Origin of the sequence: Pseudactinotalea sp. HY160 (assembly GCF_009372055.1) — a bacterium.
GTDB lineage: Bacteria > Actinomycetota > Actinomycetes > Actinomycetales > Beutenbergiaceae > HY158.
This window is the reverse complement of sequence record NZ_WHMT01000002.1, coordinates 196,368-221,544: the sequence shown is the minus strand read 5'-3', so window position 1 is coordinate 221,544 and position 25,177 is coordinate 196,368. Positions and strand designations below refer to the sequence as shown.

Sequence of the window (25,177 nt, the reverse complement as noted above, 5' to 3'; positions counted from 1 at the left end):
CCGCTACGCTGACGGAAGCGGGCCGATCCGCCACAGCACTGGCACATCGTCCGCCGATTTGCCACGATGCTCGAGGGAGACGCCGGATGAGTCAGGCCATCGAGGAGACCGAGGAGGTCTCCACCCCGGGGAAGATGTCGCTGCCGACCCTCACCGCGATGGTCGTGGGCAGCATGGTCGGGGCGGGCGTGTTCTCCCTGCCCGCCCGGTTCGGGGTCGCGACCGGGATCCTCGGCTCGCTCATCGCCTGGGCGATCGCCGGCGTCGGCATGCTCATGCTCGCGTTCGTGTTCCAGAACCTCGCGATCCGCAAACCGCAGCTCGATTCCGGCGTGTTCATCTACGCCAAGGCGGGCTTCGGCGACTACGCCGGCTTCAACTCGGCGATCGGCTTCTGGGCGAGCACGATCGCGGGCAACGTCTTCTACTGGGTGTTCATCGGCGCCACGCTCGGGGCGTTCTTCGGCGGCTTCGGCGACGGCGACACCGTGCTCGCGATCGGCGTCGCCTCGGTCGTCATCTGGATCTTCCACTACCTCATCGCACGCGGCGTGCGAGACGCAGCGGTCATCAACCGCATCGTCACGGTGCTCAAACTCATCCCGATCCTCGTCTTCATCGTCGTTCTCCTCATCGCTTTCGACGCGGGCGTCTTCGCCGACAACTGGCTCGCCTACGGCTACGGCGAACTCGGCGGCCTGAGCGATCAGGTACGCAACACGATGATCATCACCACCTTCGTGTTCATCGGGATCGAGGGCGCGACCGTCTACTCCCGGTACGCCAAGAAGCGGGAGGACGTGGGCAGGGCGACCGTCCTCGGCTTCCTCTCGGTGCTGTCGATCTTCGCGCTCGTCACCCTCGCCAGCTACTCGGTCATGCCCCAGCCCGAGATCGCCGGCACCCGCCAACCCTCGATGGTCGGCCTGTTCGCCTCCGTGGTCGGCGACTGGGGCGAGATCTTCATCAGCGTAGGCGTGATCATCTCGGTGCTCGGCGCCTATCTCGCCTGGACCCTCATGGCCGCCGAGGTCATGTACGTGCCGGCGCGCAGCGAGGACTTCCCCCGGTTCCTCGGCCGTGAGAACGCCCACGGCGCCCCGATCACCGCGCTCGTCGTCACCTCGCTCGCCGTGCAGGGCATGCTCGCCCTCACGCTCGTGGTCGAGGACGCGCTCAACTTCATGCTCGACCTGAGCACGAGCCTCGCCCTCATCCCCTACTTCCTCGCCGCCGCCTACGCGCTCAAACTCGGCCTGACCGGGGAGTCCTACGACGGCGTGCCCGACCGGGTCCGGCGCCGGGAGACGATCTTCGCGGGCGCCGCCACCGCCTACACGCTGTTCCTCTTCGAGGCGGCGGGCCTGAAGTTCCTCATCCTCGCCGCCGTGATCCTCGCCCCGGCCACGATCCTGTACATCAAGGCCCGCAGCGAACGGGGCCGGCGCATCTTCACACCGACCGAGATCGTGCTGCTCGTACTCATCGTCGCCGGCGGCGTCATCGGCATCGCCGGGCTCCTCACCGGCAGCATCGTGCTCTGACACCCGCCCCCACGGAAAGGCCCCATCCATGAGCGAGAATCCCGCAGCCGGCTACGGCGTCCACTCCGAGGTCGGCAGGCTCCGCAAGGTGCTCGTCGCGCGGCCGGGCCTCGCGCACCGGCGCCTGACGCCGAGCAACAACGACGACCTGCTCTTCGACGACGTCATGTGGGTCGAGAACGCCCAGCGCGACCACGCCGACTTCGTGAACAAGCTGACCAACCGCGGCGTCGAGGTGGTCGAACTCCACGACCTGCTCACCCGCACCCTCGACGTTCCCGGCGCACGCGACTGGATCCTCGACCGCAAGATTGTGGCGAACGAGGTCGGACTCGGCCTCATCGACCCGACGCGAGCGTTCCTCGAGGGCCTCGGCTCGCGGGAGCTGGCCGAGTTCCTCATCGGCGGCCTCGCCACGAACGACCTGCCGGAGGAGGTGCGCTCGCCCTATGTCGCCCTCGCCCGGGAGTCGCTCGGCGGCCGCGAGTACCTCATGCGGCCGCTGCCGAACACCCTCTACACCCGCGACACCACCTGCTGGCTGTACGGCGGCGTGACCCTCAACCCGCTCTACTGGCCGGCCCGCCACGACGAGACCCTGCTGTACAAGCTCATCTACACCTTCCACCCCGACTTCACCGGCGCCACGATCTGGTGGGGCGATCCGGAGCAGGACTGGGGCCAGGCGACGTTCGAGGGCGGAGACGTCATGCCGATCGGCAACGGCGTCGTGCTCGTGGGCATGAGTGAGCGCACCTCCCGGCAGGCGATCACTCAGGTCGCCTCCGCGCTCTTCTCCCGCGGCGCCGCCGAGCGGGTCATCGTCGCCGGCATGCCGAAGTTGCGGTCGGCCATGCACCTGGACACCGTGTTCACGTTCGTCGACCGCGACGTCGTCACCTACTTCCCCTCGATCGTCGACGGCATCCACGCCTTCTCGCTGCGGCCCGGCGACGAGGGTGGCGGCGTGCACCTGACCGACGAGGGCGACCGGCGCTTCCTCGACGTCGTCGCCGGTTCCCTCGGCCTCGACCGGTTCACCGAGGTTCCCACCGGCGGCGATGTGTACGAGTCCGAGCGCCAGCAGTGGGACAGCGGCAACAACGCCGTCGCCATCGAACCCGGGGTCGTGGTCACCTACGACCGGAACACCCGCACGAACTCGCTGCTGCGCAAGGCCGGGATCGAGGTCGTCACGATCGTCGGCGCCGAGCTCGGCCGCGGCCGCGGCGGCGGGCACTGCATGACCTGCCCGATCGTGCGCGATCCGATCGACTACTGATCCAGGCGTGTGGACGGCGCCGCGCGGCTTCGGCTCGGGCGGCGCCGGCGCGCGGGGTCGGGGAGTGCCACGCGCAGGCGCGCGCGATCGGGTGTGGGTGAGCGGTCGAGGTGACGTGATCGCCCGAGTCAGGCTGCGTCGTCCATCGGCCTGCGGCGACGCCGCAGGGACGGCGCCCTCGGGCGGGGCGGCTTCCAACCGGCGCCCGGCGGAAGCATCCAGCCGCGATGGCGGGCGAGGAGCACGAACGCGGTGCCGACCACGGTCGCGGCGAGGGAACCGAGCGTCACCGCGTCCGTGTAGGAGAACAGCACCATGACGAGCGCGGCCGCGAACGCGCACGTGGCGTACAGGGGCGTGCCCCCGAGGATTCCGGGGATGCGCCGCAGCACGACGTCTCGGGTGAAGCCGCCCCCGACCGCCGTGATCACCCCAAGCAGGATCGCGGGCATCGGCCCGAGCCCGGCTCCGAGGGCCTTCTGGGCGCCGACCGTGGCCCACAACCCCACAGCGAGGGCGTCGATGGGGGCGAACGCCCTGTCCCAGATCCGGCCCTCGATCCGGATGACGAACGCGACCCCGGCCCCCGCCAGGGCGACGAGCAGGTACCACGTGTCGGTGAGCGCGACCGGTGGACCCGCCTGCAGCAGCGTGTCGCGGATGATGCCGCCGCCGAGCCCCGACATGATCGCCAGCACCGCGAAGCCGACCGCGTCGAGCCGGTGGGCGCGGGCGAGCACACCGCCGAGGATCGCGTTGAAGAACACCCCGAGCAGGTCGAGCAGGCGGATGACGTCGTCGAGGTTCTCCACTCGGGTGGCTCCTCTGCTCCGTCCGGGGCCCGCGGCCGCGTGTGCCCCGCTCAGCCTAGTGCGGGCCCCGACTCATGCCGGTTCATGCCGGCATCGGCCGCCCATCCGGGCGGTAGCCGCCGTCCTCGCTCCATCGCCACGTGACCGGCGGGCCGATCTCCGGGCCGCCAGTCGGGCCGATGAGCCAGCGGGTGCAATCGGGCGCCCAGCCGGCGATGAGCGTCGCGGTGGACTCGTCGACGTCGATCGCGCGGGTCGCGCCGGCGAGGTAGGCCGCCACGGTGAGGTGGACGCCGTCCCACTCACCGGCGACGGCGGCCCAGTCCGGGATGACCCAGCGGCCGTCCCGGCCGGTCACCCGGTACCAGTCGTGACGCCGGGAGGCGGTCACCTCGAGCGGGTGGGCGCGGCAGAGCTCGGCCCAGACGCGTGGCGAGTCGACCTCCAGGATCCGCGCGCCGGCGGGGAGCCGGAGCTCGTGCACGGTGACGTCCTCCGTGCCGCCCGCATCCTCCTCCAGGTCGAGACCCGCGGGGGCGCCGTCCACCTCGCGGCAGCCGGCGACGCCGTCGGGGAACGACCGCCATGTGCCCGAATAGGGGGCCGGCACCTCCGCTGGATACTCGCGCCGGGCCTCCTCCTCGGCCGCGAGCGTTCCGGCCCGCCACTCACCGATCGACGTGCCTACCTCGCGGGGATCGTCGCCCCACCAGCCGAGCGTGTGCTGCTCTCCGGGGGCCGGCGCCGTCCACCAGGCCGGGGCGGCGGGGGCGGCCCAGGCGGCGATGCGGTGCAGGCCCGCCCGGAGCTGCGGCTCGGCGGCGAGCACGTCCGTCCCGTCGGGCGGCTGCCAGTACATCGCGGAACCGACGGCGGCCACGAGTGCCGCATGGAGTGCGTCCGGGTCCGGGCCGCCGGCGGGCAGCGGCACCGACTGCAGCAGCCAGCCCGGCGAGTTCGGCGAGGCCGGTCAGGCTCGGCGACACGGCGGACATCGCCGCGACCGCCGCGTTCGCCCGCCACCGCATGATCGCCCGGCCGCCGGGGACGCGGTACAGGAGCCGCAGGAGGTGGTGGAGCCGGCGCCCTCCCCGGCTGAAGGTGAGCATCGCCGTGCCGCTCGACTCCTCCCGCTCGTCGGCGCGCCAGAAGATCGACTCCCGGATCCCGTCGTCGAGGGTGCCGGCGAGTTCGAGGCACAGGCGCCGGCCGCGCGGGCCGGCCCGGAGCACGTCGGGCTGCATCTGATGGAGCGTAGCGGCCGCGCTCGTGCACACGGCCGGCGCCTTGACCCGGGTCAAGGCGCCGCGGCCGGGAATGGGTTCCACTGGTGGGTGACGCCGCCGAGACGAGAGGCAGTCGAGAGGCACCGGGAGGAAGCCATGCACACACTCACCCTGACGACCCAGCCGATGACATGCGCCGACTGCATCGCGACGATCGAGGGGGTCCTCGGCCGGGCGCCGGGCGTGCGCCACGTGTCGGTGCGGTTCTCCACGAACCAGGTGCACGTCGACTACAACGCCGACTCGATCGCCGGGAGCGAGATCGCCTGGACCCTCACCCGCCTGGGCCATCCGGTGCTGTCGGCCGTGGAGGAGCTCGCCGCCGCCTGAGCGGTCGACGGCCGGTGCGCCCGCGCGGAATCACGGGCCGCCGCGGACTCGCCGGGGACCTTCCCGCCCGGGCCCGCGCGGCGATACGGTCGAAGGGTCCCGAACTACGAGGGAGGCGATCATGAGCGAGCGTTTCGAGGTCGGCGATCACGTGCGTTGGAACTCCGAGGCGGGGCACGTGACCGGCACGATCACGAGGGTGCACACGAGCGACTTCAGCTACCGCGGGCATCGGCGTCGCGCATCCGAGGACGAGCCACAATACGAGATCGCGTCCGACCGGACCGACCACGTCGCCGCCCACAAGGGATCCGCGCTCGAGCGCATCCCACCCGAGTAGCCCCCGGCCGCAGGGTCGGTGCAGCCCACGGCGCCGCGGTCGACGGTATCCGGTGTCATCTACCCGGCCGACCACGCCCCACCGTGCCGTCCCCGCCGTGCTGCTTCACCCGACCCCTTGTCACAGGCTCGAGTTGTGCCACGATGGATGCGGAGCCGACCAGGTTCTCCGGACGAGGCTGCCGTACCCGGTGCGCGACAAGACGGCAGGTCGGGAGTTCGTCATGGCATGGACCGTTCTCATCGTCTCGGGCGCCTTCGAGGCCGTCTGGGCGACCGCCCTCGGCAAGTCGGAGGGGTTCAGCCGGCTCGTGCCGACCCTCATCTTCGCCGGCGCCCTCGTGGTGAGCATGGGAGGGCTCGCCTACGCGATGCGCACCCTGCCCACGGGGACCTCCTACGCCGTCTGGGTGGGCATCGGCGCGACGCTCACGGTCGTCTACGCGATGATCACCGGCGCCGAACCCGTGACCCTCGTGCGGCTGCTCCTCATCTGCGGCCTCGTCGGCTGCATCGTCGGGCTCAAGGCCGTGGGCTGAGGCCGGGCTCGGGCGCCTCGATCCTGCGGAGGCCCGGGCGTACGTCATGGCTCGCAGCTTCATGTACGTTTCAGCTCGTCAACTGTACAATTGGGTCATGTCTACTTCCGTCACCGCGTCCGAGGCGCGCAGGAATTTCGCCGCCACGATCCAGGCCGCCCAGCGCGGGGCGGTCATCGTCGAGCGCCGCGGAGAGCCTCAGGCGATCGTCCTCAGCCCCGCGGAGTATGAGCGGCTCATGGACGCCGCCGAGGAACTCGAAGACATCTCCGCCTTCGACGCGGCCATGGCCGAGGAGGGGCCGAATATTCCCTGGGAGCAGGTCAAGGTCGACCTCGGGTGGTAGGGCCGTGACGTATGAGATCGAGGTACGCCCAGCCGCTCTACGCGCGTTGACGAGAATCGACCACCAGGATCGAGCGCGCATCCGGGGAGCGATCGCGCTACTGGCAGCCGACCCCAGGCCGCCGGCCGCACAGGCACTGCGCGGACGGGAGGGGCTGCGCATCCGAGTCGGCGACCACCGGATCATCTACACGGTCGAGGATGATCGCCTGCTCGTCGTGGTCGTGACACTCGGCCATCGCCGACACGTGTACGACGTGTGACGTGGTCCGTGGCCGATCAACGACGACGCCCGCTCACCTTCGCGAGGTGAGCGGGCGTCGTCCATGCGCTGCTACTCAGGCGTGCGGGCGGGCGAGCCGATCGGCCTGGAGTGCGGCCTCGAGCTGCTCGGCGGTGGCGAGTTCGTCGCGCAGCACGAGGTCGACGAGGCTGGCGCCCGTGGCGAGCGCCTCCTTCGCCAGGGTCGCGGCGGCCGAATATCCGATGAGGGGCGTCAGGGCCGTGGCGAGCCCGACCGAGCGGTGCACGCGGCCGAGAAGCTGCTCCTGGTCGGCGGTGATCCCGCGTACGCACCGCTCGGTGAGGGTCCGGATGGCGCGGGTCAGCTGGGTGATCGACTCGTACAGCTTCGCGATGATCACCGGCTCGAAGGCGTTGAGCTGGAGCTGACCGCCCTCGGCGGCCATGGAGATGGTCACGTCGTTGCCGATGACCACGAAGGCGACCTGGCTCACGACCTCGGGGATGACCGGGTTCACCTTGCCCGGCATGATCGAGGAGCCCGCCTGCATCGCGGGCAACTGCACGTCGCCCAGGCCGGTCTGCGGGCCCGAGGACATGAGGCGCAGGTCGTTGCTGATCTTCGAGACCTTGACCGCCGTGCGCTTGAGCGCGCCGGACAGCTCCACGAACGAGCCCAGGTCACTCGTGGCGTTGATCATGTCGTCGGCCGAGCGCAGCTCGATGCCCGTGATCTCGCGCAGCAGCTCGGTCACGCGGGCGGTGTAGCCCGCCGGGGTGTTGATCTGGGTGCCGATCGCGGTGCCGCCGAGGTTGATCTCGGCGAGGTTCTCCCGCGCCGTGGTCACCCGGGCGCGGTCGGTCGCCAGGCCGGCGGCGAAGCCGGCGAAGGTCTGCCCGAGCGCCATGGGCACCGCATCCTGCAGCTGCGTGCGCGCCATCGTGAGCACGGTCGCGAACTCGGCCGCCTTCTCCTCGAAGGCGAGTTCGAGCGCGGACATCGCCTCGAGCAGCCGACCCGTGGCGCGGTACGCGGCGATGTGCAGCGCCGTGGGGAACACGTCGTTCGTGGACTGGCTGCGGTTGACGTCGTCGAGCGGGTGGAGCTCGTCGTAGGCGCCGAGGGGGTGGCCGAGCAGCTCGAGCGCCCGGTTCGCGATCACCTCGTTCGCGTTCATGTTGGACGACGTGCCCGCGCCCCCCTGGATGCAGTCGACGACGAACTCCTCGTGCCACCGCCCCGCGACGATCTCCTCGCACGCCTGGACGATCGCCGGGACCTTCTCCGCGCTCAGCGCGCCCAGTTCGCCGTTCGCCAGCGCGGCGGCCTTCTTGACCTCCGCGAGGGCGATGACGAGCTCGGGGATCGTGTGCGTGGGGCGGCCGGAGATCGGGAAGTTCTCGAGGGCGCGGGCCGCGTGGGCGCCGTAGTAGGCGGTCGCCGGAATCTCGACCGGGCCGAGGGAGTCGCGATCGGTTCGGGTCGCTCCCGCGGACTCGACGAGCACGGGATCTTCGGTTGCAGAGGTCATGTTTCAGCCAATCACAGTCGCGTGCAGTGCAAAAACGCAACCGCCATCATGTCAAGTTCTCGCGTGGTGGTCACGCGGAGTCCGGTTAGTGGAATGAAGATCACTGCGAGTTCAGGGCCCGACGATGCCGGCCACGAGGGCCGGGTCCACCTCGGCGAGGTCCGCGTGCTCCCAGCGCGGGGCGCGGTCCTTGTCGACGAGCAGGGCCCGGACCCCCTCGTTGAAGTCCGGCCGATCCATGAGCGCCCGCGCGATCCGCAGGTCCCGCTCGATCACGCCCTCGACGCCGCGGGTGTGTGCGGCCCGGCGCAGCGCCGCCAGGGCCACCGCGACCGAGAGCGGCGACCGGGTGTCGAGCACCTCGGCCGCGGCTCGGGCTCCGGGGTGCGGGTGGGAGCGGAGCCGGTCGCGGATGGCGACCGGGTCCTCGCCCCGGTAGCACTCGCCGATCCACGTCGCCTCGAGGAGCGGGGCGGCGGCCCCGGGTTCGGATGGTTCAGATAGTGCGGCGGGTTCCGAGGGTTCGGAGGGTTCGGATGGTTCGGACGGCTCGGCGGACACGAGCTCGGCGCGCACCTGCGCGACCGCCGCGCCGCCCGCCAGACGCGCGCACACGTCGTCCCATATCGATGCGGGAACGAGCGCATCGGCCAGGCCGAGCGCGATCGCGTCGGCGCCCGTGGCGACCTCACCGGTCATCGCCAGGTGCGTGCCGATCTCGCCGGGAGCGCGGGAGAGCGGGAAGAGGGTGCCGACGTCGGGGAACAGGCCGATCCCCGTCTCGGGCATGGCCAGGCGGGTGCGGCCGGTCACGAGCCGCAGCCCGGCGTACGCGGAGAGGCCGACGCCGGCGCCCATGACGATGCCGTCCATGAACGCGACCAGCGGCGTCGCCGGTGTGAGCAGGGATCGGATGAGCGCGTACTCGCGCTCCCAGAACGCCACCGGATCGGCGCTGCCGTCGAGGGCGCCCGCGCGGATCGATCGCACGTCGGCGCCCGCGCACAGTCCGCGCTCCCCAGCGCCGTCGAGCGCGACGGCACGGACCCGATCGTCGGCGTCGAAGCGGGCCAGGGCGGCGGAGACCTCCTCGACCATCGCCGACGACACCGCGTTGAGCGCTCGCGGCCGGTTGAGGCGGATCCGGCCCAGGTGGCCATCGGTCCAGTGGAGTACGTCGCCGTCGCCCGTCATTCCTTCAGTATCCCCCGGCGTCTGCGCGCCGGGTCGCGGTATCACCCGCCGGCTTCGGCGAGCGCGTGGGCCGTGCAGGTGCCCCGCGGCCCATGGTGACGGTCCGCTGGGAGTCCCCGTGCCGAACGACTCCCGGGGGCGATGGCGAGGTGCTCTCCCGCGATCGTGCGCAGTCGGCTACGATTGCGCACATGGCAAACGTCGCGTCCCGAGACTTGCGAAATCACACCGGTGACGTGTTGCGGCGCGTGACCGAGGGCGAGCGCATCACGGTGACACAGCACGGTCGTCCGGTGGCCGAGATCAGCCCCGCCGCCCCCACGCGGCCCGCATTCTTCTCCCGTGCCGAGCTGGCGGAGTTGCTCCTGGCCGGCCAGGCCGATCCCGCTCTCCGCGACGAGCTCTCGATCCTCGCAGGCGAGACCACCGACGACCTCGGACCGATCGCGTGATCGTGAAGCAACCCGGTGTGCCCGATCGAGACGAGCGGGGCCTGCTCGACACGAGCGTCCTGATCGCGCACGAGTCGGGGCGCCGGCTCGAGGCGTCGTCACTCCCGGAGGAGGGGTACGTCTCCGTCATCACACTCGCCGAATTGGAGGCCGGAGTCCTCGCAGCAGGCGATCAGACGATCCGGTCCCGCCGGCTGGCGACCCTGACACGGGTCTCGGCGCTCGTGGCGCTCCCGATCGACGCGGCCGCAGCGGCGCACTGGGCGCGGATGAGGGTTCGGCTGGCCGAGAGCGGACGGCGCGTCAACGTGAACGACCTGTGGATCGCCGCGGTCGCGCGGGCGAACGGACTCGCCGTCTACACACAGGATGCGGACTATGGGCCGCTCGCCGAACTGGGAGAGCTTCGCGTCGTCACCGTGTGACCGGGGTCGGCCGGCAGGGCGGCCGGTCCACCGATCCTGCCGCCCCCGGCCCGCCACCCCGATTCCAGATGGCGAGACGGTTTCGTCCATGCGCGATGGTCGCGGATCGGGCACGTACGCTCGAGACATCCCATCCAGAGCGGCGGAGAGTCCTGGCTCGCTGATGCCGCAGCAACCATCCCGTGCCCGGGGCAGGTGCTAACGCCAGGTTCGATGGAGGAATCGATGTCGACCGACGCCCGACCTGCCCGCCGCTGCCCGGGGGATCGATGAGCACCGCCGGCCTCTTCAGCGTGCCCGGGACCACGCCGCGGGTCTCCTTCGAGCTCTACCCCCCGCGCAGTCCGGCCGCGCAGGAGCGCCTCACCCGCACCGTGGCCGAGCTCGCCGCCGCGCGTCCGGACTTCTTCTCCGTGACCTACGGCGCCGCAGGCCGCACGCATGCGACCTCCCGCGGGCTCATCCGTCAGATCCTCGCCGAGACCGACGTCACCCCGATCGCCCACCTCACCTGCGTCGGGGCCAGTCGCGAGGAGCTGCGGGTGACCGTGGAGGAACTGCTCGAGGACGGCGTTCGCGACGTCCTCGCACTCCGGGGGGACCCGCCGACCGGCGGCGCGCCGTGGGAGCCGCACCCGCGCGGGCTCACCCGCGCGGCCGAACTCGTCGGCCTGCTGCGGGAGATCGAATCGGAGCGGTTCGAACTGGCCGAAGGGCAGCCCCGGCCGTTGAGCATCTCCGTGGCCGCCTACCCCGCCCGCACGTTCCAGGCGGCCCAGGGCAGCGTGCTCGCCGCGCCCCGCGACCTCGAGGCCCTCCACGCCAAGCAGGAGGCCGGGGCGGACTTCGCGATCACCCAGCTGTTCTACTCGGCGCCGGAGTACGCCGCCCACGTCGAGGCGGCCCGCGCTGCCGGGATCCGGCTGCCGATCGTGCCCGGGGTCATCCCCCTGACCGACCTGGCCCGGCTGCAGCGGCTGACCCAGCTGACCGGGGTGCCCGTTCCCGAGGCGCTCGAGCTCCGGCTGAGCGCCGCCCGGGACGCCGACGAGCAGTACCGCATCGGCCTGGCCGCGAGCATCGAACTGGTCGAGGAACTCCTCGCCGTCGGCGCACCGGGCCTCCACCTGTACACCTTCAACACCTCCCGCGCGGCCCTCGACCTCCTTCGAGGTGCGGGCCTGCGGGAACCGGCCCCGTCCACGAGCGCCGCCCACCGGTAGCCGCTCGCGCGCACCGCCCACACCCACCACCCACCGATCAGCCACTGATCGCCCACTGATCACCCACCGTTCACACCGAGTCACCGAGGTCGACGAATGTCCCAGCAGCCCCAGCCCACCACCCCGTTCCCGGCGGCCACGATCCTTGGCTACCCCCGGATCGGGCCCCGCCGCGAACTCAAGCGCGCCCTCGAATCCTTCTGGGGCGGGCGCAGCAGCGCCGAGGACCTGACCGTCACGGCCGCCGGGCTCCGGGAGGGCACGCGCCGGCGCCTCCAGGCCGCGGGCCTGAGCGAACCGGCCGCGATCCCCGCGGACTTCGCCTACTACGACCAGGTGTGGTCGGCCGCCTCCCAGCTCGGCGCGATCCCGGCCCGGTTCGCGCACCTGCGCGCCGGCGACTCCCACACGGGCGAGCTCGACCTCGCCGGCCACTTCACCGTGGCCCGCGGCGAGGGCGACCTCGCCCCCCTCGAGATGACCAAGTGGTTCGACACGAACTACCACTACCTCGTGCCCGAGATCGGCCCGGACACCGAGTTCGCGCTCGTGGCGAGCGACTCGGCGGACGCCGTCGCCGAGGGGATCGCCGCCGGCGTGGCCCAGCGCCCCGTCGTGGTCGGCCCGCTCACCTTCCTCCTGCTGGCCAAGGCAGCCGACGACGCCCCCGAGGGCTTCGCCCCGCTCTCCCGCCTCGACGACCTCGTGGCCGCCTACGCCGCCTGGCTGCGCTCCTTCGCCGCCGCCGGGGCGCAGTGGGTCCAGCTGGACGAGTCCGCCCTGGTCTCGGACACGTGGGACGCCGACCGGGCCGAGGTGCTCGCCGCCGCGGAGGAGGCCTATGCCACCCTCGCAGCGATCGAGACGACCGAACGGCCCGCGCTGTTCGTGTCCACCTCCTACGACACGCTCGGCCGGGATGCGCTCGCGGCGCTCGCCCGCACCGGGGTCGAGGCCATCGGGCTCGACCTCGTCAAGGGCGACCTGCCGGAGATCGACGCGGACCTGCGGGCCGCGCTCGCCGGCACGACGCTCGTGGCCGGCCTCGTCGACGGCCACAACGTGTGGCGCACCGACCTCGACGCCGCCCACGCGAAGCTCACCGCGCTCCGCTCGACCGCAGGGGACGGCGTCCCGGTCGCCGTGAGCACGTCGACCTCCCTGTTCCACGTGCCGCACACGACCACCGACGAGCCCGACCTGCCCGAGCAGCTGCGCAGCTGGCTCTCCTTCGCCGACGAGAAGGTGGGCGAGGTGCTCGCACTCGCCGCAGGCCCCGAGGCCGCGGCATCCGAGTTCGCCGCCGCGCGGGCCGCCCGGGACGACCGCGAGGCCGCCGCGGGCGTGCACGTGCCCGCGGTGGGGGAGCGGCTCGCGAACCTCACGGACGCCGACTTCGACCGCACCCCGTACGCGAGCCGCGTCGTCGTCCAGGATCAGACCTGGGACCTGCCGGCGCTGCCGACGACCACGATCGGCTCCTTCCCGCAGACCACGGAGCTGCGCCAGGCGCGCGCCAAGCTGCGCAAGGGCGAGATCACCGAGGCCGAGTACACCGACGAGATGCGCGCGGAGATCGGTCGCGTGATCGAGCTGCAGACCCAGCTCGGCATCGACGTGCTCGTGCACGGTGAGCCCGAGCGCAACGACATGGTGCAGTACTTCGCCGAGCACCTCGACGGTTTCGCGGTGACGCAGAACGGCTGGGTGCAGTCCTACGGTTCGCGCTGCACCCGCCCGTCGATCCTGTGGGGCGACGTGTCGCGGCCGGCGCCGATCACGACCGAGTGGTCGAGCTACGCCGACTCCCTCACGGACGCCCCGGTCAAGGGCATGCTCACCGGCCCGGTGACGATCCTCGCGTGGTCGTTCGTGCGCGACGACCAGCCGCTCGCCGAGACCGCGAACCAGGTGGCCCTCGCCCTGCGCGACGAGATCGCCGATCTCGAGACCGCCGGGATCGGCATCATCCAGGTGGACGAGCCGGCGCTGCGTGAGCTGCTGCCGCTGCGTGAGGCCGCCCAGGCCGACTACCTCGACTGGTCGGTGCGCTCGTTCCGGCTCGCGACCGCGGGCGCCGCGGACGCCACCCAGATCCACACCCACCTGTGCTATTCCGAGTTCGGCGAGGTGATCGGGGCGATCGACGGCCTCGACGCGGACGTCACCTCGATCGAGGCGGCCCGCTCGAAGATGGAGATCCTCCCGGCGATCGCCGGCTCCGGCTTCGGTCGCGGCATCGGCCCGGGCGTGTACGACATCCACTCCCCGCGCGTGCCCTCCGCCGAGGAGATCGAGGGATTGCTGACGGCGGCGCTCGCCTCCGTGGGTGAGCGGAAGCTGTGGGTCAACCCGGACTGTGGGCTCAAGACCCGCGGCTACGCCGAGACGGTCGCCTCCCTCGAGCACCTCGTCGGTGCCACGAAGGCGGTCCGGGCGCGCCTGTAGCGCCGGCCACGGGTCGCCGGCGGTGGCGCCGCGCCCCGGGGCGGGCCATCGCAGTCCGCCCCGGGGGCCCCGCTGGACCTATCGCGGTCGCCCCCCGCTGCGCCTATCGCGGTCGACCAGGGTGAAACCTGGGTTTTCCTCACCGAATCCCCGGGTTCGGCCCTGGTCGATCGCTGTAGTGCGGGTTTGGCCCTGGTCGATCGCAGGATCGACGGTTGTGCCCTGGTGGCGGGTCGGCCCGGTTGGGTTCAGCCGGCCTGCCCGGGCCGGCTCAGCGGTCGACCCAGGTGGTGCGGTGCACCCGCGTGTTCGCCGTGCCCGCGGTGAGCCCGGCGATCTGGGCGGCCAGCTCGCCCGGCTCACCCGGGGTTCCGAGCAGGAACGTGACCCGCTCCGCGTAAGCCACGTCGAGCACCGCGATCCCGCGGGCCCGCAGGTCGGCCTCGAGCCGGCCGGCGCGCACGTAGCCGTCCTCGCCCAGGGTCACCTCGACCTCGGTCACGAGTTCCCGGCGCTGAATCGGGGCGACCTCGACCGAGGCCCGCACGGAGTCCGAATAGGCGCGCACGAGCCCGCCGGCCCCGAGCAGGGTGCCACCGAACCACCGGGTCACCACGGCGACGACGTCGCGCAGTTCCGCCCCGCGGAGCACCTCGAGCATCGGGGCGCCCGCGGTGCCGGCGGGTTCGCCGTCATCGCTGCTGCGCTCCATCGAGCCCGGGTCGCCGGCGGGGCCGAGGACGAAGGCCGAGCAGTGGTGGCGGGCATCCCAGAACTCGGCGCGGGCCCGGGCGATCGCCTCCCGGGCCGCCTCCTCGGTCGCCACCCGGGTGAGGTCGCAGCGGAACCGGGACCGCTTCACCTCGATCTCTGCCGAGGCCTCCCCGGAGATCGTGCGGTACTGCCGGCTCATCGGTGGATCACCGGCGGTTCGTCGGCGGCGCGGCGTCGGTGGTCATGAACCCATTGTGCCGTGCTCGCGGGTTCCGGGACGCGGCGCGATCCCCAGGCTGCGGGGCAATCCACAGGTGCCCGTACCGGCCGCGCACCCGCCGGGGGAGGCCGCGCACACTTGCCCGATGGCGCAGGAATCCCGCTCCGGAGCGCGCACGGCCGGGACCGTGATCGCCGCGGCCCTGCTCGCCTGCGCACTCGCGCTCGTGATCCCGCGCTGGTGGATGCTCGTTCGCCCCCACGGCGTCACCCCGGTGGCGCAGGAACAGCTGGCGGTCGCGGAGGAGGCGCTCGGGCGGCTGCCCGTCGTGGTCCCGCTCGACCTCGACGACTACGAGCGGGACTTCTTCGGCCCCGCCTGGCAGGACCCGGACGGCGCGGTCTGCGATACCCGCAACCGGGTGCTCGCCGCCTGGCTCGAAGACGTGACCGTCGATCCGAGCAATCCCTGCCTCGTGGACTCGGGCTGGTTCGTGGACCCGTACACCGGCGCCATGCTCATGTTCGAGCGCGGTCCGCGGACGAGCCGGGAGGTGCAGATCGATCATCTCATCGCGCTCGCCGACGCCTGGCGCAAGGGCGCCCATGCCTGGCCGCGCGGGCGTGCGCAGCGCTTCGCCAACGACGTGAGCAACCTCATTCCCACGGACGGCGCAGCGAACCAGGCCAAGGGGGCCGCCGACGCGTCGGGCTGGCTGCCGCCCGCGCGCGGATACCGGTGCGCGTACGTGGTCCAACAGATCCTCGTCAAGGAGGCGTACGGGCTCGGCGTCAGCTCCGAGGAGGTCGGGGCGATGGGGGAGGAACTGCGCGACTGCCCGGTCGCGAGCGGCCCGACGCCCGCGCCCGTGTCGGTCGCCGGCGGGTCGGCCTCCGGCGGCGCGGCCGGGCGGCGGAGCGGGTCCGTGGGAACGTCTCGGGGCAGCTGTCGGGGCGGGTCACGGGCCACGGCCAGGAGCACGTCTCTGCGCGGGCCTCGGGCCAGGGGCGGACGTGTCTCTCGGCACGGGGGCACGCGTCGTGGTGGCGGTCGTGGTCGTGGTCGTGTCGGTCGGGCGGGATACGTTGTGTCCACTCCCCGAACCGACCCGGGACCCCAGCGGTCCGGAAAGCAGAGACACCGTGTTCGTACTCGACCAGACGCTGGTGCTCACCGCCGCCGACCTTGCGGAGGAGTGCGAGTACGGTCTCCTCCACCAGGCGGCGGCACTGCATGATCGGCTGCGGGGCGGCAATGCCGGTCGTGCTGGTGCGGCCGGCAGCGCTGGTCGTGCAGGCCGTGCTGCTGGGGCTGCTGGGGCCGGACGTGGCGGCCGGCCCGAGCGCGGCCGCACGATCGGGGAGCGGATCGGCGCCCTCGCCCGCGAGCGCCGCGACGAGGTGGCGACCCGACTCGTCGAGGAGGCGGGCGGCGCGAAGCCCGCCCTCACCCGGATCGGGCGGGCAGAACGCACCCGACGCGGCTACGTCGAACAGCAGGAACGAACGATCGCCGCGATTCGTTCGGGCGCCGCCGTCGTCGCGGGGGCCGCCTTCTTCCACGACGGACTCCAGGTGAGTGCCGACTTCCTCGTGGCCACGCTGCGGGGTCATCGGATTCAACTCGTGACCACGGCCCGGCAGACCCGGGTCAAGGACCTCGTGCGCGTCGGCGCCATCGCGGCCGCGGCCCGGGCGGCGGGCATCGTGCTCGACCCGGAGGCCGTCGTGGAATCCACCGGCCCGGCCACGACCCACGCCCTCGAGGATCTCGAGGTCGTGGCCGGGCTCCGCCGGGAGCGGCTCGAACGACTCCTCGCGACCGGCGCCGGGGCGGATGTGGGGCCCGAATGGGGCGACGAGACCTGGTGGTCCTGCGGCTACTGCTCGCCCTGTCGCCGGGGCATCGAGGAGCATCGGGACGTCCGCCTCGTCTGGGGCCTGCGCCGCCACCATCGCGCCGCCCTCCTCGGGGCGGGCATCCGCACGATCGACGAGCTGGCCGCCTCGGACGGGCCCGTGCCCCACCTCGACGATGCCGATCTCGACCGCCTCCGCGGCCAGGCCCGGCTGCAGCTCCGGCAGGAGCGGGCGGAGGCCGGCGGCGCCGACGTGACCGTGTTCGCCGAGGTGCATTCCCCCGGTGTGCTCGCGCGGCTTCCGATGCCGGATCCAGGCGACCTCTTCTTCGATTTCGAGGGGGACCCGTGGTGGCACGACGGCCGGGAGTGGGGACTCGAATACCTCTTCGGGATCAGGGAAGCCGATACGAGCGACTACGTGACCTTCTGGGCTCATTCACTCGCGGAGGAGAAGCGCGCGCTCCTGGGATTCCTCGACTATGTACGGGAGCGGCGACGGGCCCGTCCCGGGATGCACATCTACCACTACGCGTTCTACGAGCCCGCCACGCTCCGACGGCTCACGCAGCGCCACGGGGTCGGCGCGGAGGAGGTGACCGACCTGCTCGACGCCGGGGTCTTCGTGGATCTCTACGACGTGGTCAAGCACGGCGTGCACGTCTCGCAGCGCTCCTTCTCCCTCAAGAAGCTCGAACCGCTCTACATGGGCGAGGAGCTGCGCACCGACTCGGCCGTGACCGACGGGGGAGCATCGATCCTCGTCTACGAGGAGGCAACCCGCGCCAGGGAACACGGGGACGGGCAGACCTGGCGCGAACGGCTGGCCGACCTGGCCGAGTACAACGCCTACGACTGCCGCTCCACCGAACGGCTGCGTGATTGGCTGCTCGCCCATCGTGGCGACCCGGCTGAGCTGGGCGAACCGGGCGAACAGGGCGACCCGGGCGAACAGGGCGACCCGGGCGAACCGAGCGACCCGGGTGAACCGGGTGGGCCAGGCGACCCGGGTGGACCGGGTGAACCGGGTGAGTCGGTCGAACCGGGCGAACTGGGCGCGAGGGTCGAGAGGGCGGCGGTCGACGGCATGCCCGAACCCCGGCGCCTCGGGGGCGGGTCGGGGTGGGCGGCCTCCGCGTCGCGCCCGCGGATCGAGTCGGAGGAGCTGGCGCACCGTCATCGCAGCGCGACCGCCCCGGAGGAGGCCGCGGCCATCCGCGACCGGCTGCTCGGACTGGAGGGTGGGGCCGCAGTGGGGCAGGATTCGGGCCGACATTCGGGTGAGGGTTCGGATCAGCGTTCGGGCCGCGAGCCCGCCGGGGAGTCGGGTCGGAATGCGGTGCGAGACTCGGGACCGAGGCCGGCCGACGTGCTCGTCGTGGCGTTCACGTCGGAGCAGGCGGACCTCCTGCGAGATGAGCTCGCGGCGGCGGGAATGCCCTCGGTCCGGATCGAGGCGGTCGCCGAATCCGGCACCGAACCGGCCGATGCGGTGATCGTCAGCGTCGTCGCCTCGACCCTGGCCGAGGCGGCCGGCGGACCGGCCTCCATCCTCGATCGCGAGGTGTGGGAGCGCCTGGTGGGCCGGGCGCGGGAGGTGATCCGCGTCGTCCATTCGGATCAACTGCTCCAGACCATGCCACGCGAGGCCGACGCGCTCCCCGACGTCGCGGCGCTCGCGCGACTGCTCCGGCCACTCGAGACGAAACGCGAGCGGTGACGCGCGCGGGCGGGGCAGCCCGGGAGGTGACGCGGCCGGTGAGCCCAGCGGGTCCGACGCGCCGGCCGGCGTCAGCCCGCGGGCGTGTCCGGGCGGCGCGGCGGCGCCATCCCGAGGGTGTCCTTCGCGGCGTGCACGGCGCGCTCTGTGAGGGAGGCACGCTGTTCCCGGACCGTCTCGGCGATCCGCTCGCTCGCCCGGCCCCACTGCTCCTGCACGGCCGGGGTCTCCCAGGCCTGCCGCAGTGCCGCCGACATCCGATCGAACTTCTCCCGGCCTGCGCGGGTCCCGAGCACGTAGCCCACCCCCGCCCCGAGCGCGAACGTCAGCGTGGATCTCATGGTCGTCCTCCTCCTCGGCGGTGGCCGGTGTGCCGGCCCGCCCAGTGTGGCAGACGAGGCGCGCAGCGGAACTGGCAGACTAGGCACAGTGACCACGTCTTCCGTCGGGCCGAGCGCCAGTCAGATTCGCCGGTGGCGCCGTTACCTCGCCGAGGAACGGGCCGAGGCCGCGCTCTACCGGGAACTGGCGATGCGCCGTCACGGCGAGGAACGTGACATCCTGCTCCAGCTCGCCGAGGCCGAGGGCCGGCACGCGGCGCACTGGGAGGACCTGCTCGGCGTCAACATCGGCCTGCCGCTGCGCCCGAGCCTGGGCTCGCGGATGCTTACCTTCATGGCGCGCCGCTTCAACGGCGTCGTCGTGCTCACCCTCGCGCAACGGGCCGAGTCCCGGTCGGCCTACGCCGAGGACGAGCACGCCACGCCGACCATGGCGGCCGACGAGCGGATCCACGAGGAGGTCGTCCGCTCCCTCGCGGCCCGGGGCCGGCAGCGCATGTCCGGCTCGTTCCGGGCCGCCGTCTTCGGCATGAACGACGGGCTCGTCTCCAACCTCGCGCTCGTGCTCGGGGTCGGGGCCGCCGGCGTCGACACCGTCGCCATCCTCCTCGCAGGCATGGCCGGCCTGCTCGCCGGGGCCCTGTCGATGGGGGCGGGGGAGTACGTCTCCATCCGGTCGCAGCGCGAACTGCTCGCCGCCTCCAGCCCGAGCCCCACCGCGAACGAGGCGCTGCCCGGCCTCGACGTCGACGCCAACGAACTCGCCCTCGTCTACCGCGCCCGGGGGATGCCCGCGCACGAGGCGGACGCCCACGCCGAGGACGTGCTCGCCCGGCTCGACTTCGCCGGCGACCACGAGGCGGACGATCACGAGGAGATCGGCTCCGCCTGGTCGGCGGCGCTGTCCTCGTTCCTGCTGTTCTCGATGGGGGCGATCATCCCCGTGCTGCCCTACCTCGTGGGGATGACCGGCATGGCGGCCGTGGTCGTCTCGGCCGCGCTCGTGGGCCTGGCGCTGGTGATCACCGGCTCGATCGTCGGGCTGCTCTCGGGGGCGCCGCCGGCGCTGCGCGCGCTGCGGCAACTGGCGATCGGCTGGGGCGCGGCGGCGGCGACCTACGCGCTCGGGCTGCTGTTCAACTCGGGAGCCTGAGCGCGCCGTCGTGCCCGAGCGAGGCCCTGACAGCTCGCTCTGGGACCTATAGCCTAGGGCCAGGCAACAGAGCGTAACTAGCGTGAGTCCTCAGTGCTCTGATCGAGCGCGTTCCTGTTTTCCCTGGAGAGTCGATGTCCTCGAGCGGAACCACCACCCCAGACTCCACGCATTTACGCAATCGTCGCGTCGCATTAATTATGGCGACGCTCGGATTCGGTGTCAACTTCTGGGCGTGGGCGCTGCTCAGCCCGCTCGGGCCGCTCTTCGTGAGCGAGGGCATGGTCTCCAGCCCCGCCCTCATCGTCGCGGTGCCGGTGATCGTCGGCTCGCTCGGGCGGATCCCGATCGGCGCCCTGACCGACCGCTTCGGCGGCCGGGTCATGATGCCGCTGCTGTCGATCATCACGATCGTGCCCGTGCTCTTCGTGGGATTCATCGGGCAATACACCTATGGCACGCTCCTCGTCGGCGGATTCTTCCTGGGAATCGCCGGGGCGACCTTCTCGATCGGGGTGCCGTACGTCAATAGCTGGTTCCCCCCGGAAAAGCGTGGAATGGCCACGGGGGTATACGGGATCGGCATGGGCGGAACCGCGATCAGCGCATTCGTCACGGTGCCGCTGTTCAAGAACGTCGGCTCGGTCGCCCCGTTCGTGCTCGTCGCCGTCGTGCTCGCGGTCTACGCCCTGGTCGCCTGGACCATGATGCGCAACGCGCCCGCCTGGGCGCCCGCGACCAAGTCGATGATCTCCCAGCTCGCCCACGTCGCGAGGATCCGGCTCACCTGGCAGGCCTGCTACCTCTACGCGGTCGCCTTCGGCGGGTACGTGGCGTTCTCGGTGTACCTGCCGACCCTGCTCCACAACTGGTACGACGTCTCGATCGGCGACGCGTCGCTGCGGATGGCGGGCTTCGTCATCGTCGCCGTCGCGATGCGGCCCCTCGGCGGCATCCTCTCCGACCGGATCGGCGCCACGACGACCCTGCTCGTGGGGTACGCGGTCGTGGCCGTCATGGCGATCGTGGTGATCGTGCTGCACATGTGGCAGGACGCGCCCTCGCTCATCCCGGTCGGCACGGTCGGCTACATCGGGATGGCCGCGGGCCTCGGGCTCGGGTCCGGCGGGGTGTTCGCGCTCATCGCCAAGCGCTCCGATCCCGCCGACGTCGGATCCATCACGGGCTTCGTCGGCGCCGCCGGCGGCCTCGGCGGCTTCGTGCCGCCGCTCCTGCTGGGCTTCATGTGGGTCCAGCGGGGCGACTACTCCACGGGGATCGCCCTGCTCGCCATGGCCACCGTGTTCGCGATGCTCGTCGCCGTGTGGGCCGGCCAGCCGGCCGCTGCGACCGCCCGTCCCGCCCGTTCCGCCGGGGCTCCCGCCGAGGAGACCCCGGACTCTGCCGCTGAGGAGGCACTCTCATGACCACCACCGAATCGGCCGGACCCGACAACGCGTTGGTCGACGCGCTCATCGGAACCCGGAAGCTCTTCCAGCCCCGGGCGCGGATCACCGAGGACAACCGGGAGATCCACCGGCAGGGTGGCCGCGAGAGCGACGCGTTCTACCGGAACCGGTGGAGTCACGACAAGGTGGTCCGCTCGACCCACGGCGTCAACTGCACGGGCTCGTGCTCGTGGAAGGTGTACGTCAAGGACGGCATCATCACGTGGGAGTCGCAGCAGACCGACTACCCCACGGCCGGCGCCGACCTGCCCGAGTACGAACCGCGCGGCTGCCCGCGCGGGGCGTCGTTCTCCTGGTACACCTACTCGCCGACCCGGGTGCGGTACCCGTACGTCCGGGCCGAACTGCTCCGGCAGTTCCGTGAGTCGAAGAAGCGCCTCGGCGACCCCGTCGACGCCTGGGCGGCCGTCGTCGCCGATCGCGCGGGCGCGGCCCGCTACAAGGCCCAGCGAGGCAAGGGCGGCCTCGTGCGGGCCCGGTGGGAGGAGGTCACGGAGATCATCGCCGCGGCCTACGTGCACACGATCAAGGAGTACGGCCCCGACCGGATCGCGGGCTTCTCACCGATCCCGGCGATGAGCCAGATCTCCTTCTCCTCCGGTGCCCGGTTCCACCAGCTCATCGGCGGGCCGATGCTCTCGTTCTACGACTGGTACGCCGACCTGCCCCCGGCCTCCCCGCAGGTCTTCGGCGACCAGACCGACGTGCCCGAGTCGGGCGACTGGTGGAACGCGGCCTACCTGATGATGTGGGGCTCGAACGTCCCGCTCACCCGGACCCCGGATGCGCACTGGATGACCGAGGCCCGCTACCGGGGGCAGAAGGTCATCGCGGTCGCCCCGGACTACGCCGAGAACGTCAAGTTCGCCGACGAGTGGCTGCGCCCGCACCCCGGCACCGACGCGGCGCTCGCCCTCGGGATGGGTCACACCATCCTCAAGGAGTTCTACGTCGAGAACCCGAACGAGTACTTCGTCTCCTACGCCAAGCAGTACACCGACCTGCCGTTCCTCGTCGAGGTGAGCCGCGACGACGCGGGCGCCTACCGCCCGGGCAAGTTCGTGGTCGCGGCGGACCTCGACCCGGCCGCCGTGCCGGAGCAGGCGAGCGAGCACGCCGACTTCAAGCCGGTCATGATGGATACGCGCACGAACGCACCGGTCGTGCCCCCGGGCACCCTCGGGCACCGCTTCAACGACGAGGGCATCGGCCGCTGGCACCTCGACCTCGGCGGGATCGAGCCGGCGCTCAGCCTCTTCGACAGCACAGCGGGCTCTGCCGATACAGCCGATACAGCCGATACGGTCGAGATCCTCATGCCGCGTTTCGACACGACGGGTCAGGGAGGGCGTGGGGACGTCGTCCGCGGCGTTCCCGTCCGGCGTCTCGGCGAGCGGCTGGTCACCACCGTCTACGACCTCATGCTCGCCACGTTCGGCGTCGGTCGCCCGGGCATGCCCGGTGAGTGGGCGAGCGGCCTCGACGACGCCGATGCGCTCTACACCCCGGCCTGGCAGGAGGCGATCACCGGGGTGCCGGGCGGCATCTGCGCCCGCATCGGCCGGGAGTTCGCCCAGAACGCCATCGACTCGGGTGGGCGCTCCATGATCATCATGGGCGCCGGCACGAACCACTGGTTCCACTCCGACCTCATCTACCGCGCCTTCCTCACCCTCACGACCCTGTGCGGCACGCAGGGGGTCAACGGCGGCGGCTGGGCCCACTACGTCGGGCAGGAGAAGGTGCGCCCGCTCACCGGCTGGGCCCACCTGGCCAACGCGCTCGACTGGTCCCGCCCGCCCCGGCAGATGACCCAGACCACCTACTGGTACATGCACACCGACCAGTGGCGCTACGACCAGTTCGGGGCCGACACCCTCGCGGCGACGACCGGGGCCGGCTCGTTCGCCGACATGACGACCGCGGACGCGGTGGCCCTGTCGGCCCGGCTCGGCTGGCAGCCGTTCTTCCCGCAGTTCGACGTCAACCCCCTCGAGATCGCCGACCGGGCGGCCGCCGCGGAGCGCCCGACGGTCGAGTACCTCGTGGACCAGCTCAAGAGCGGCGGGATCAACTTCGCCGTCGAGGATCCGGACGCGGAGCAGAACTTCCCGCGGATCTGGTCGATCTGGCGGGCCAACACCCTCGGCTCCTCGGCCAAGGGCGACCAGTACTTCTTCAAGCACCTCCTCGGCGTGGACAACACGGTCGGCGCCGAGGAGACCGCGCCGCAGTTCCGCCCCAAGGACGTGCGCTGGCGCGAGGAGGGACCGACCGGCAAGACCGACCTCGTGCTCACCCTCGACTTCCGGATGACCACCCACACGCTCCACTCGGACATCATCCTGCCGGCGGCGACCTGGTACGAGAAATACGATCTCAACACTACGGACATGCACCCGTTCATCCACTCGTTCAACCCGGCGATCTCCACCCCGTGGCAGTCGCGCACGGACTGGCAGACGTGGGCGACGATCGCCGAGAAGTTCTCCGAACTCGCGGCCACCCACCTGGGGGTGCGCACCGACGTCGTCGCGGCGCCGCTGCAGCACGACAGCATCGGCGCGCTCGCCACGCCCCGCGGGAGGGTGCGGGACTGGAAGAAGGGCGAGTGCGAGCCGATCCCGGGCATCACCCTGCCGAACCTGGTCGAGGTGGAGCGCGACTACGCCGCGGTCTACGACAAGTACGTCTCCGTGGGCCCGCTGTTGGAGAAGCTCGGCATGACCACGAAGGGCCTCACCTTCGACGTGCGCAAGTACGTGGACGAGCTGCGCGGACTCAATGGCGTCGTCGCGAGCGGCGTGGGGGCGGGGCAGCCCCGCCTCACCGACGATCTGCACGCCTGCGAGTTCATCCTGCGGCTGTCCGGAACGACGAACGGGGAGATGGCCACCGACGGGTTCAAGACCCTCGAGAAGCGCACCGGGCACCTGATGCACGACCTCGCCGCCGAGCACGAGGGCAAGAAGATCGCCTTCTCCGACACCCAGAACGCGCCCGTGCCGGTCATCACCTCCCCGGAGTGGTCGGGATCGGAGGCCGGCGGGCGCCGGTACTCCCCGTTCACGATCAACGTCGAGCGCAAGAAGCCGTGGCACACGCTCACCGGCCGACAGCACTTCTATCTCGACCACGACTGGATGCTCGAGATGGGCGAGGAGCTGCCCGCGTTCCGGCCCCCGCTCGACATGACCGCGCTGTTCGGCGAACCCGCGATCGGCGACGGGAACGCGCAGACGGGCATCTCCGTGCGGTACCTCACCCCGCACCAGAAGTGGGCGATCCACTCGATGTACCAGGAGAACTTCTTCATGATGAACCTGTCCCGCGGGGGGCAGACCATCTGGATGAGCGTCGAGGACGCCGAGGCCGTGGGCATCGCCGACAACGACTGGATCGAGGCCACGAACCGCAACGGCGTCGTCTCGGCCCGCGCGATCGTCTCCCACCGGATGCCGAAGGGCACGGCGTTCATGTACCACGCGCAGGACCGCACGGTGAACACGCCGATCTCCGAGACGTCCGGCCAGCGGGGCGGCATCCACAACTCGCTCACCCGGATCATGCTCAAGCCGAGCCACCTGATCGGCGGCTATGCCCAGCTGGCGTTCGCATTCAACTACTACGGGCCCACGGGCAACCAGCGCGACGAGGTCACAGTGATCCGCAAGCGCACCAGCCCGGTGACCTACTGAAGCGTCGGAA

Annotated in this window: 22 protein-coding genes and 2 riboswitches; of the genes, 16 read left to right on the top strand and 6 right to left on the bottom strand. The window is 71.7% G+C overall.

Annotated features, from left to right (window positions below; all coding sequences use genetic code 11):
- Positions 1 to 86 precede the first annotated feature (86 nt).
- On the top strand, positions 87 to 1,544 hold the full coding sequence (locus GCG21_RS03620; protein ID WP_227993101.1) for a basic amino acid/polyamine antiporter: 1,458 nt from the start codon (positions 87 to 89) through the stop codon (positions 1,542 to 1,544).
- A 28-nt stretch (positions 1,545 to 1,572) separates the two neighbouring features.
- Positions 1,573 to 2,826, top strand: a complete 1,254-nt coding sequence (locus GCG21_RS03615) for an arginine deiminase (protein WP_152817892.1) — start codon at positions 1,573 to 1,575, stop codon at positions 2,824 to 2,826.
- Positions 2,827 to 2,954: 128 nt separating this feature from the next.
- Here GCG21_RS03615 and GCG21_RS03610 read toward each other — a convergent pair whose 3' ends face one another.
- Together GCG21_RS03610 and GCG21_RS03605 are read right to left on the bottom strand one after the other, a co-directional pair.
- Positions 2,955 to 3,638 (bottom strand): trimeric intracellular cation channel family protein, encoded by a 684-nt coding sequence (locus tag GCG21_RS03610; RefSeq protein WP_370517247.1) that lies wholly within the window; start codon positions 3,636 to 3,638, stop codon positions 2,955 to 2,957.
- Between the two features lie 82 nt (positions 3,639 to 3,720).
- The gene (locus tag GCG21_RS03605) at positions 3,721 to 4,569 is read right to left on the bottom strand and encodes a hypothetical protein (protein WP_194164915.1); all 849 of its coding nucleotides are present in this window, start codon (positions 4,567 to 4,569) and stop codon (positions 3,721 to 3,723) included.
- Between the two features lie 451 nt (positions 4,570 to 5,020).
- Between GCG21_RS03605 and GCG21_RS16110 the strand changes: the two genes are divergently transcribed.
- The 5 genes from GCG21_RS16110 to GCG21_RS16960 all read left to right on the top strand — a co-directional run bounded on the left by GCG21_RS16110 (position 5,021) and on the right by GCG21_RS16960 (position 6,740).
- A complete protein-coding gene (locus GCG21_RS16110) occupies positions 5,021 to 5,254 on the top strand; it encodes a heavy-metal-associated domain-containing protein (protein WP_194164914.1) in 234 nt (77 codons plus the stop codon).
- 121 nt (positions 5,255 to 5,375) lie between these two features.
- On the top strand, positions 5,376 to 5,594 hold the full coding sequence (locus GCG21_RS03595) for a DUF2945 domain-containing protein (protein ID WP_152817888.1): 219 nt from the start codon (positions 5,376 to 5,378) through the stop codon (positions 5,592 to 5,594).
- A gap of 148 nt (positions 5,595 to 5,742) precedes the next feature.
- A riboswitch (guanidine-III (ykkC-III) riboswitch) is annotated at positions 5,743 to 5,806 on the top strand.
- A gap of 11 nt (positions 5,807 to 5,817) precedes the next feature.
- The gene (locus tag GCG21_RS03590) at positions 5,818 to 6,132 is read left to right on the top strand and encodes a multidrug efflux SMR transporter (RefSeq protein WP_152817887.1); all 315 of its coding nucleotides are present in this window, start codon (positions 5,818 to 5,820) and stop codon (positions 6,130 to 6,132) included.
- Between the two features lie 97 nt (positions 6,133 to 6,229).
- The gene (locus GCG21_RS03585) at positions 6,230 to 6,478 is read left to right on the top strand and encodes a type II toxin-antitoxin system Phd/YefM family antitoxin (protein WP_152817886.1); all 249 of its coding nucleotides are present in this window, start codon (positions 6,230 to 6,232) and stop codon (positions 6,476 to 6,478) included.
- Positions 6,479 to 6,482: 4 nt separating this feature from the next.
- Positions 6,483 to 6,740: a type II toxin-antitoxin system RelE/ParE family toxin gene (locus tag GCG21_RS16960; protein WP_370517246.1), complete on the top strand. Its 258-nt coding sequence runs from the start codon at positions 6,483 to 6,485 to the stop codon at positions 6,738 to 6,740.
- Between the two features lie 75 nt (positions 6,741 to 6,815).
- On the opposite strand, the gene GCG21_RS03575 is transcribed toward GCG21_RS16960, so the two are convergent.
- Together GCG21_RS03575 and GCG21_RS03570 are read right to left on the bottom strand one after the other, a co-directional pair.
- The gene (locus GCG21_RS03575; protein ID WP_152817884.1) at positions 6,816 to 8,252 is read right to left on the bottom strand and encodes an aspartate ammonia-lyase; all 1,437 of its coding nucleotides are present in this window, start codon (positions 8,250 to 8,252) and stop codon (positions 6,816 to 6,818) included.
- Between the two features lie 111 nt (positions 8,253 to 8,363).
- On the bottom strand, positions 8,364 to 9,446 hold the full coding sequence (locus GCG21_RS03570) for an enoyl-CoA hydratase/isomerase family protein (RefSeq protein WP_152817883.1): 1,083 nt from the start codon (positions 9,444 to 9,446) through the stop codon (positions 8,364 to 8,366).
- 191 nt (positions 9,447 to 9,637) lie between these two features.
- Between GCG21_RS03570 and GCG21_RS03565 the strand changes: the two genes are divergently transcribed.
- From GCG21_RS03565 to metE, 4 genes are all read left to right on the top strand, one after another.
- Positions 9,638 to 9,898 (top strand): type II toxin-antitoxin system Phd/YefM family antitoxin, encoded by a 261-nt coding sequence (locus GCG21_RS03565; RefSeq protein ID WP_152817882.1) that lies wholly within the window; start codon positions 9,638 to 9,640, stop codon positions 9,896 to 9,898.
- Positions 9,899 to 9,915: 17 nt separating this feature from the next.
- Positions 9,916 to 10,323, top strand: coding sequence for a type II toxin-antitoxin system VapC family toxin (locus tag GCG21_RS03560; protein WP_370517245.1), 408 nt, complete (start codon positions 9,916 to 9,918; stop codon positions 10,321 to 10,323).
- Positions 10,324 to 10,450: 127 nt separating this feature from the next.
- Positions 10,451 to 10,543: riboswitch (SAM riboswitch) on the top strand.
- Between the two features lie 49 nt (positions 10,544 to 10,592).
- Positions 10,593 to 11,546, top strand: coding sequence for a methylenetetrahydrofolate reductase (locus GCG21_RS03555; protein ID WP_152817881.1), 954 nt, complete (start codon positions 10,593 to 10,595; stop codon positions 11,544 to 11,546).
- Between the two features lie 96 nt (positions 11,547 to 11,642).
- Positions 11,643 to 13,994, top strand: a complete 2,352-nt coding sequence (gene metE, locus GCG21_RS03550; RefSeq protein ID WP_152817880.1) for a 5-methyltetrahydropteroyltriglutamate--homocysteine S-methyltransferase — start codon at positions 11,643 to 11,645, stop codon at positions 13,992 to 13,994.
- Between the two features lie 271 nt (positions 13,995 to 14,265).
- On the opposite strand, the gene GCG21_RS03545 is transcribed toward metE, so the two are convergent.
- Positions 14,266 to 14,907, bottom strand: a complete 642-nt coding sequence (locus tag GCG21_RS03545) for a YigZ family protein (RefSeq protein ID WP_152817879.1) — start codon at positions 14,905 to 14,907, stop codon at positions 14,266 to 14,268.
- Positions 14,908 to 15,073: 166 nt separating this feature from the next.
- Between GCG21_RS03545 and GCG21_RS03540 the strand changes: the two genes are divergently transcribed.
- Both GCG21_RS03540 and GCG21_RS03535 read left to right on the top strand, forming a co-directional pair.
- A complete protein-coding gene (locus GCG21_RS03540) occupies positions 15,074 to 16,165 on the top strand; it encodes an HNH endonuclease family protein (RefSeq protein WP_152817878.1) in 1,092 nt (363 codons plus the stop codon).
- Positions 16,071 to 18,506, top strand: a complete 2,436-nt coding sequence (locus tag GCG21_RS03535; RefSeq protein ID WP_152817877.1) for a TM0106 family RecB-like putative nuclease — start codon at positions 16,071 to 16,073, stop codon at positions 18,504 to 18,506. Before GCG21_RS03540 ends, GCG21_RS03535 begins: the two co-directional genes overlap by 95 nt.
- Positions 18,507 to 18,577: 71 nt before the next feature.
- On the opposite strand, the gene GCG21_RS03530 is transcribed toward GCG21_RS03535, so the two are convergent.
- Positions 18,578 to 18,847, bottom strand: a complete 270-nt coding sequence (locus GCG21_RS03530) for a YtxH domain-containing protein (RefSeq protein WP_152817876.1) — start codon at positions 18,845 to 18,847, stop codon at positions 18,578 to 18,580.
- 88 nt (positions 18,848 to 18,935) lie between these two features.
- Between GCG21_RS03530 and GCG21_RS03525 the strand changes: the two genes are divergently transcribed.
- The 3 genes from GCG21_RS03525 to GCG21_RS03515 all read left to right on the top strand — a co-directional run bounded on the left by GCG21_RS03525 (position 18,936) and on the right by GCG21_RS03515 (position 25,167).
- Complete coding sequence (locus GCG21_RS03525; RefSeq protein ID WP_370517244.1) at positions 18,936 to 20,000, top strand: VIT1/CCC1 transporter family protein; 1,065 nt, start codon at positions 18,936 to 18,938, stop codon at positions 19,998 to 20,000.
- Positions 20,001 to 20,200: 200 nt separating this feature from the next.
- Positions 20,201 to 21,427, top strand: a complete 1,227-nt coding sequence (locus GCG21_RS03520; RefSeq protein WP_227993090.1) for an MFS transporter — start codon at positions 20,201 to 20,203, stop codon at positions 21,425 to 21,427.
- A complete protein-coding gene (locus GCG21_RS03515; protein WP_152817873.1) occupies positions 21,424 to 25,167 on the top strand; it encodes a nitrate reductase subunit alpha in 3,744 nt (1,247 codons plus the stop codon). Before GCG21_RS03520 ends, GCG21_RS03515 begins: the two co-directional genes overlap by 4 nt.
- The last annotated feature ends 10 nt before the right edge of the window (positions 25,168 to 25,177 follow it).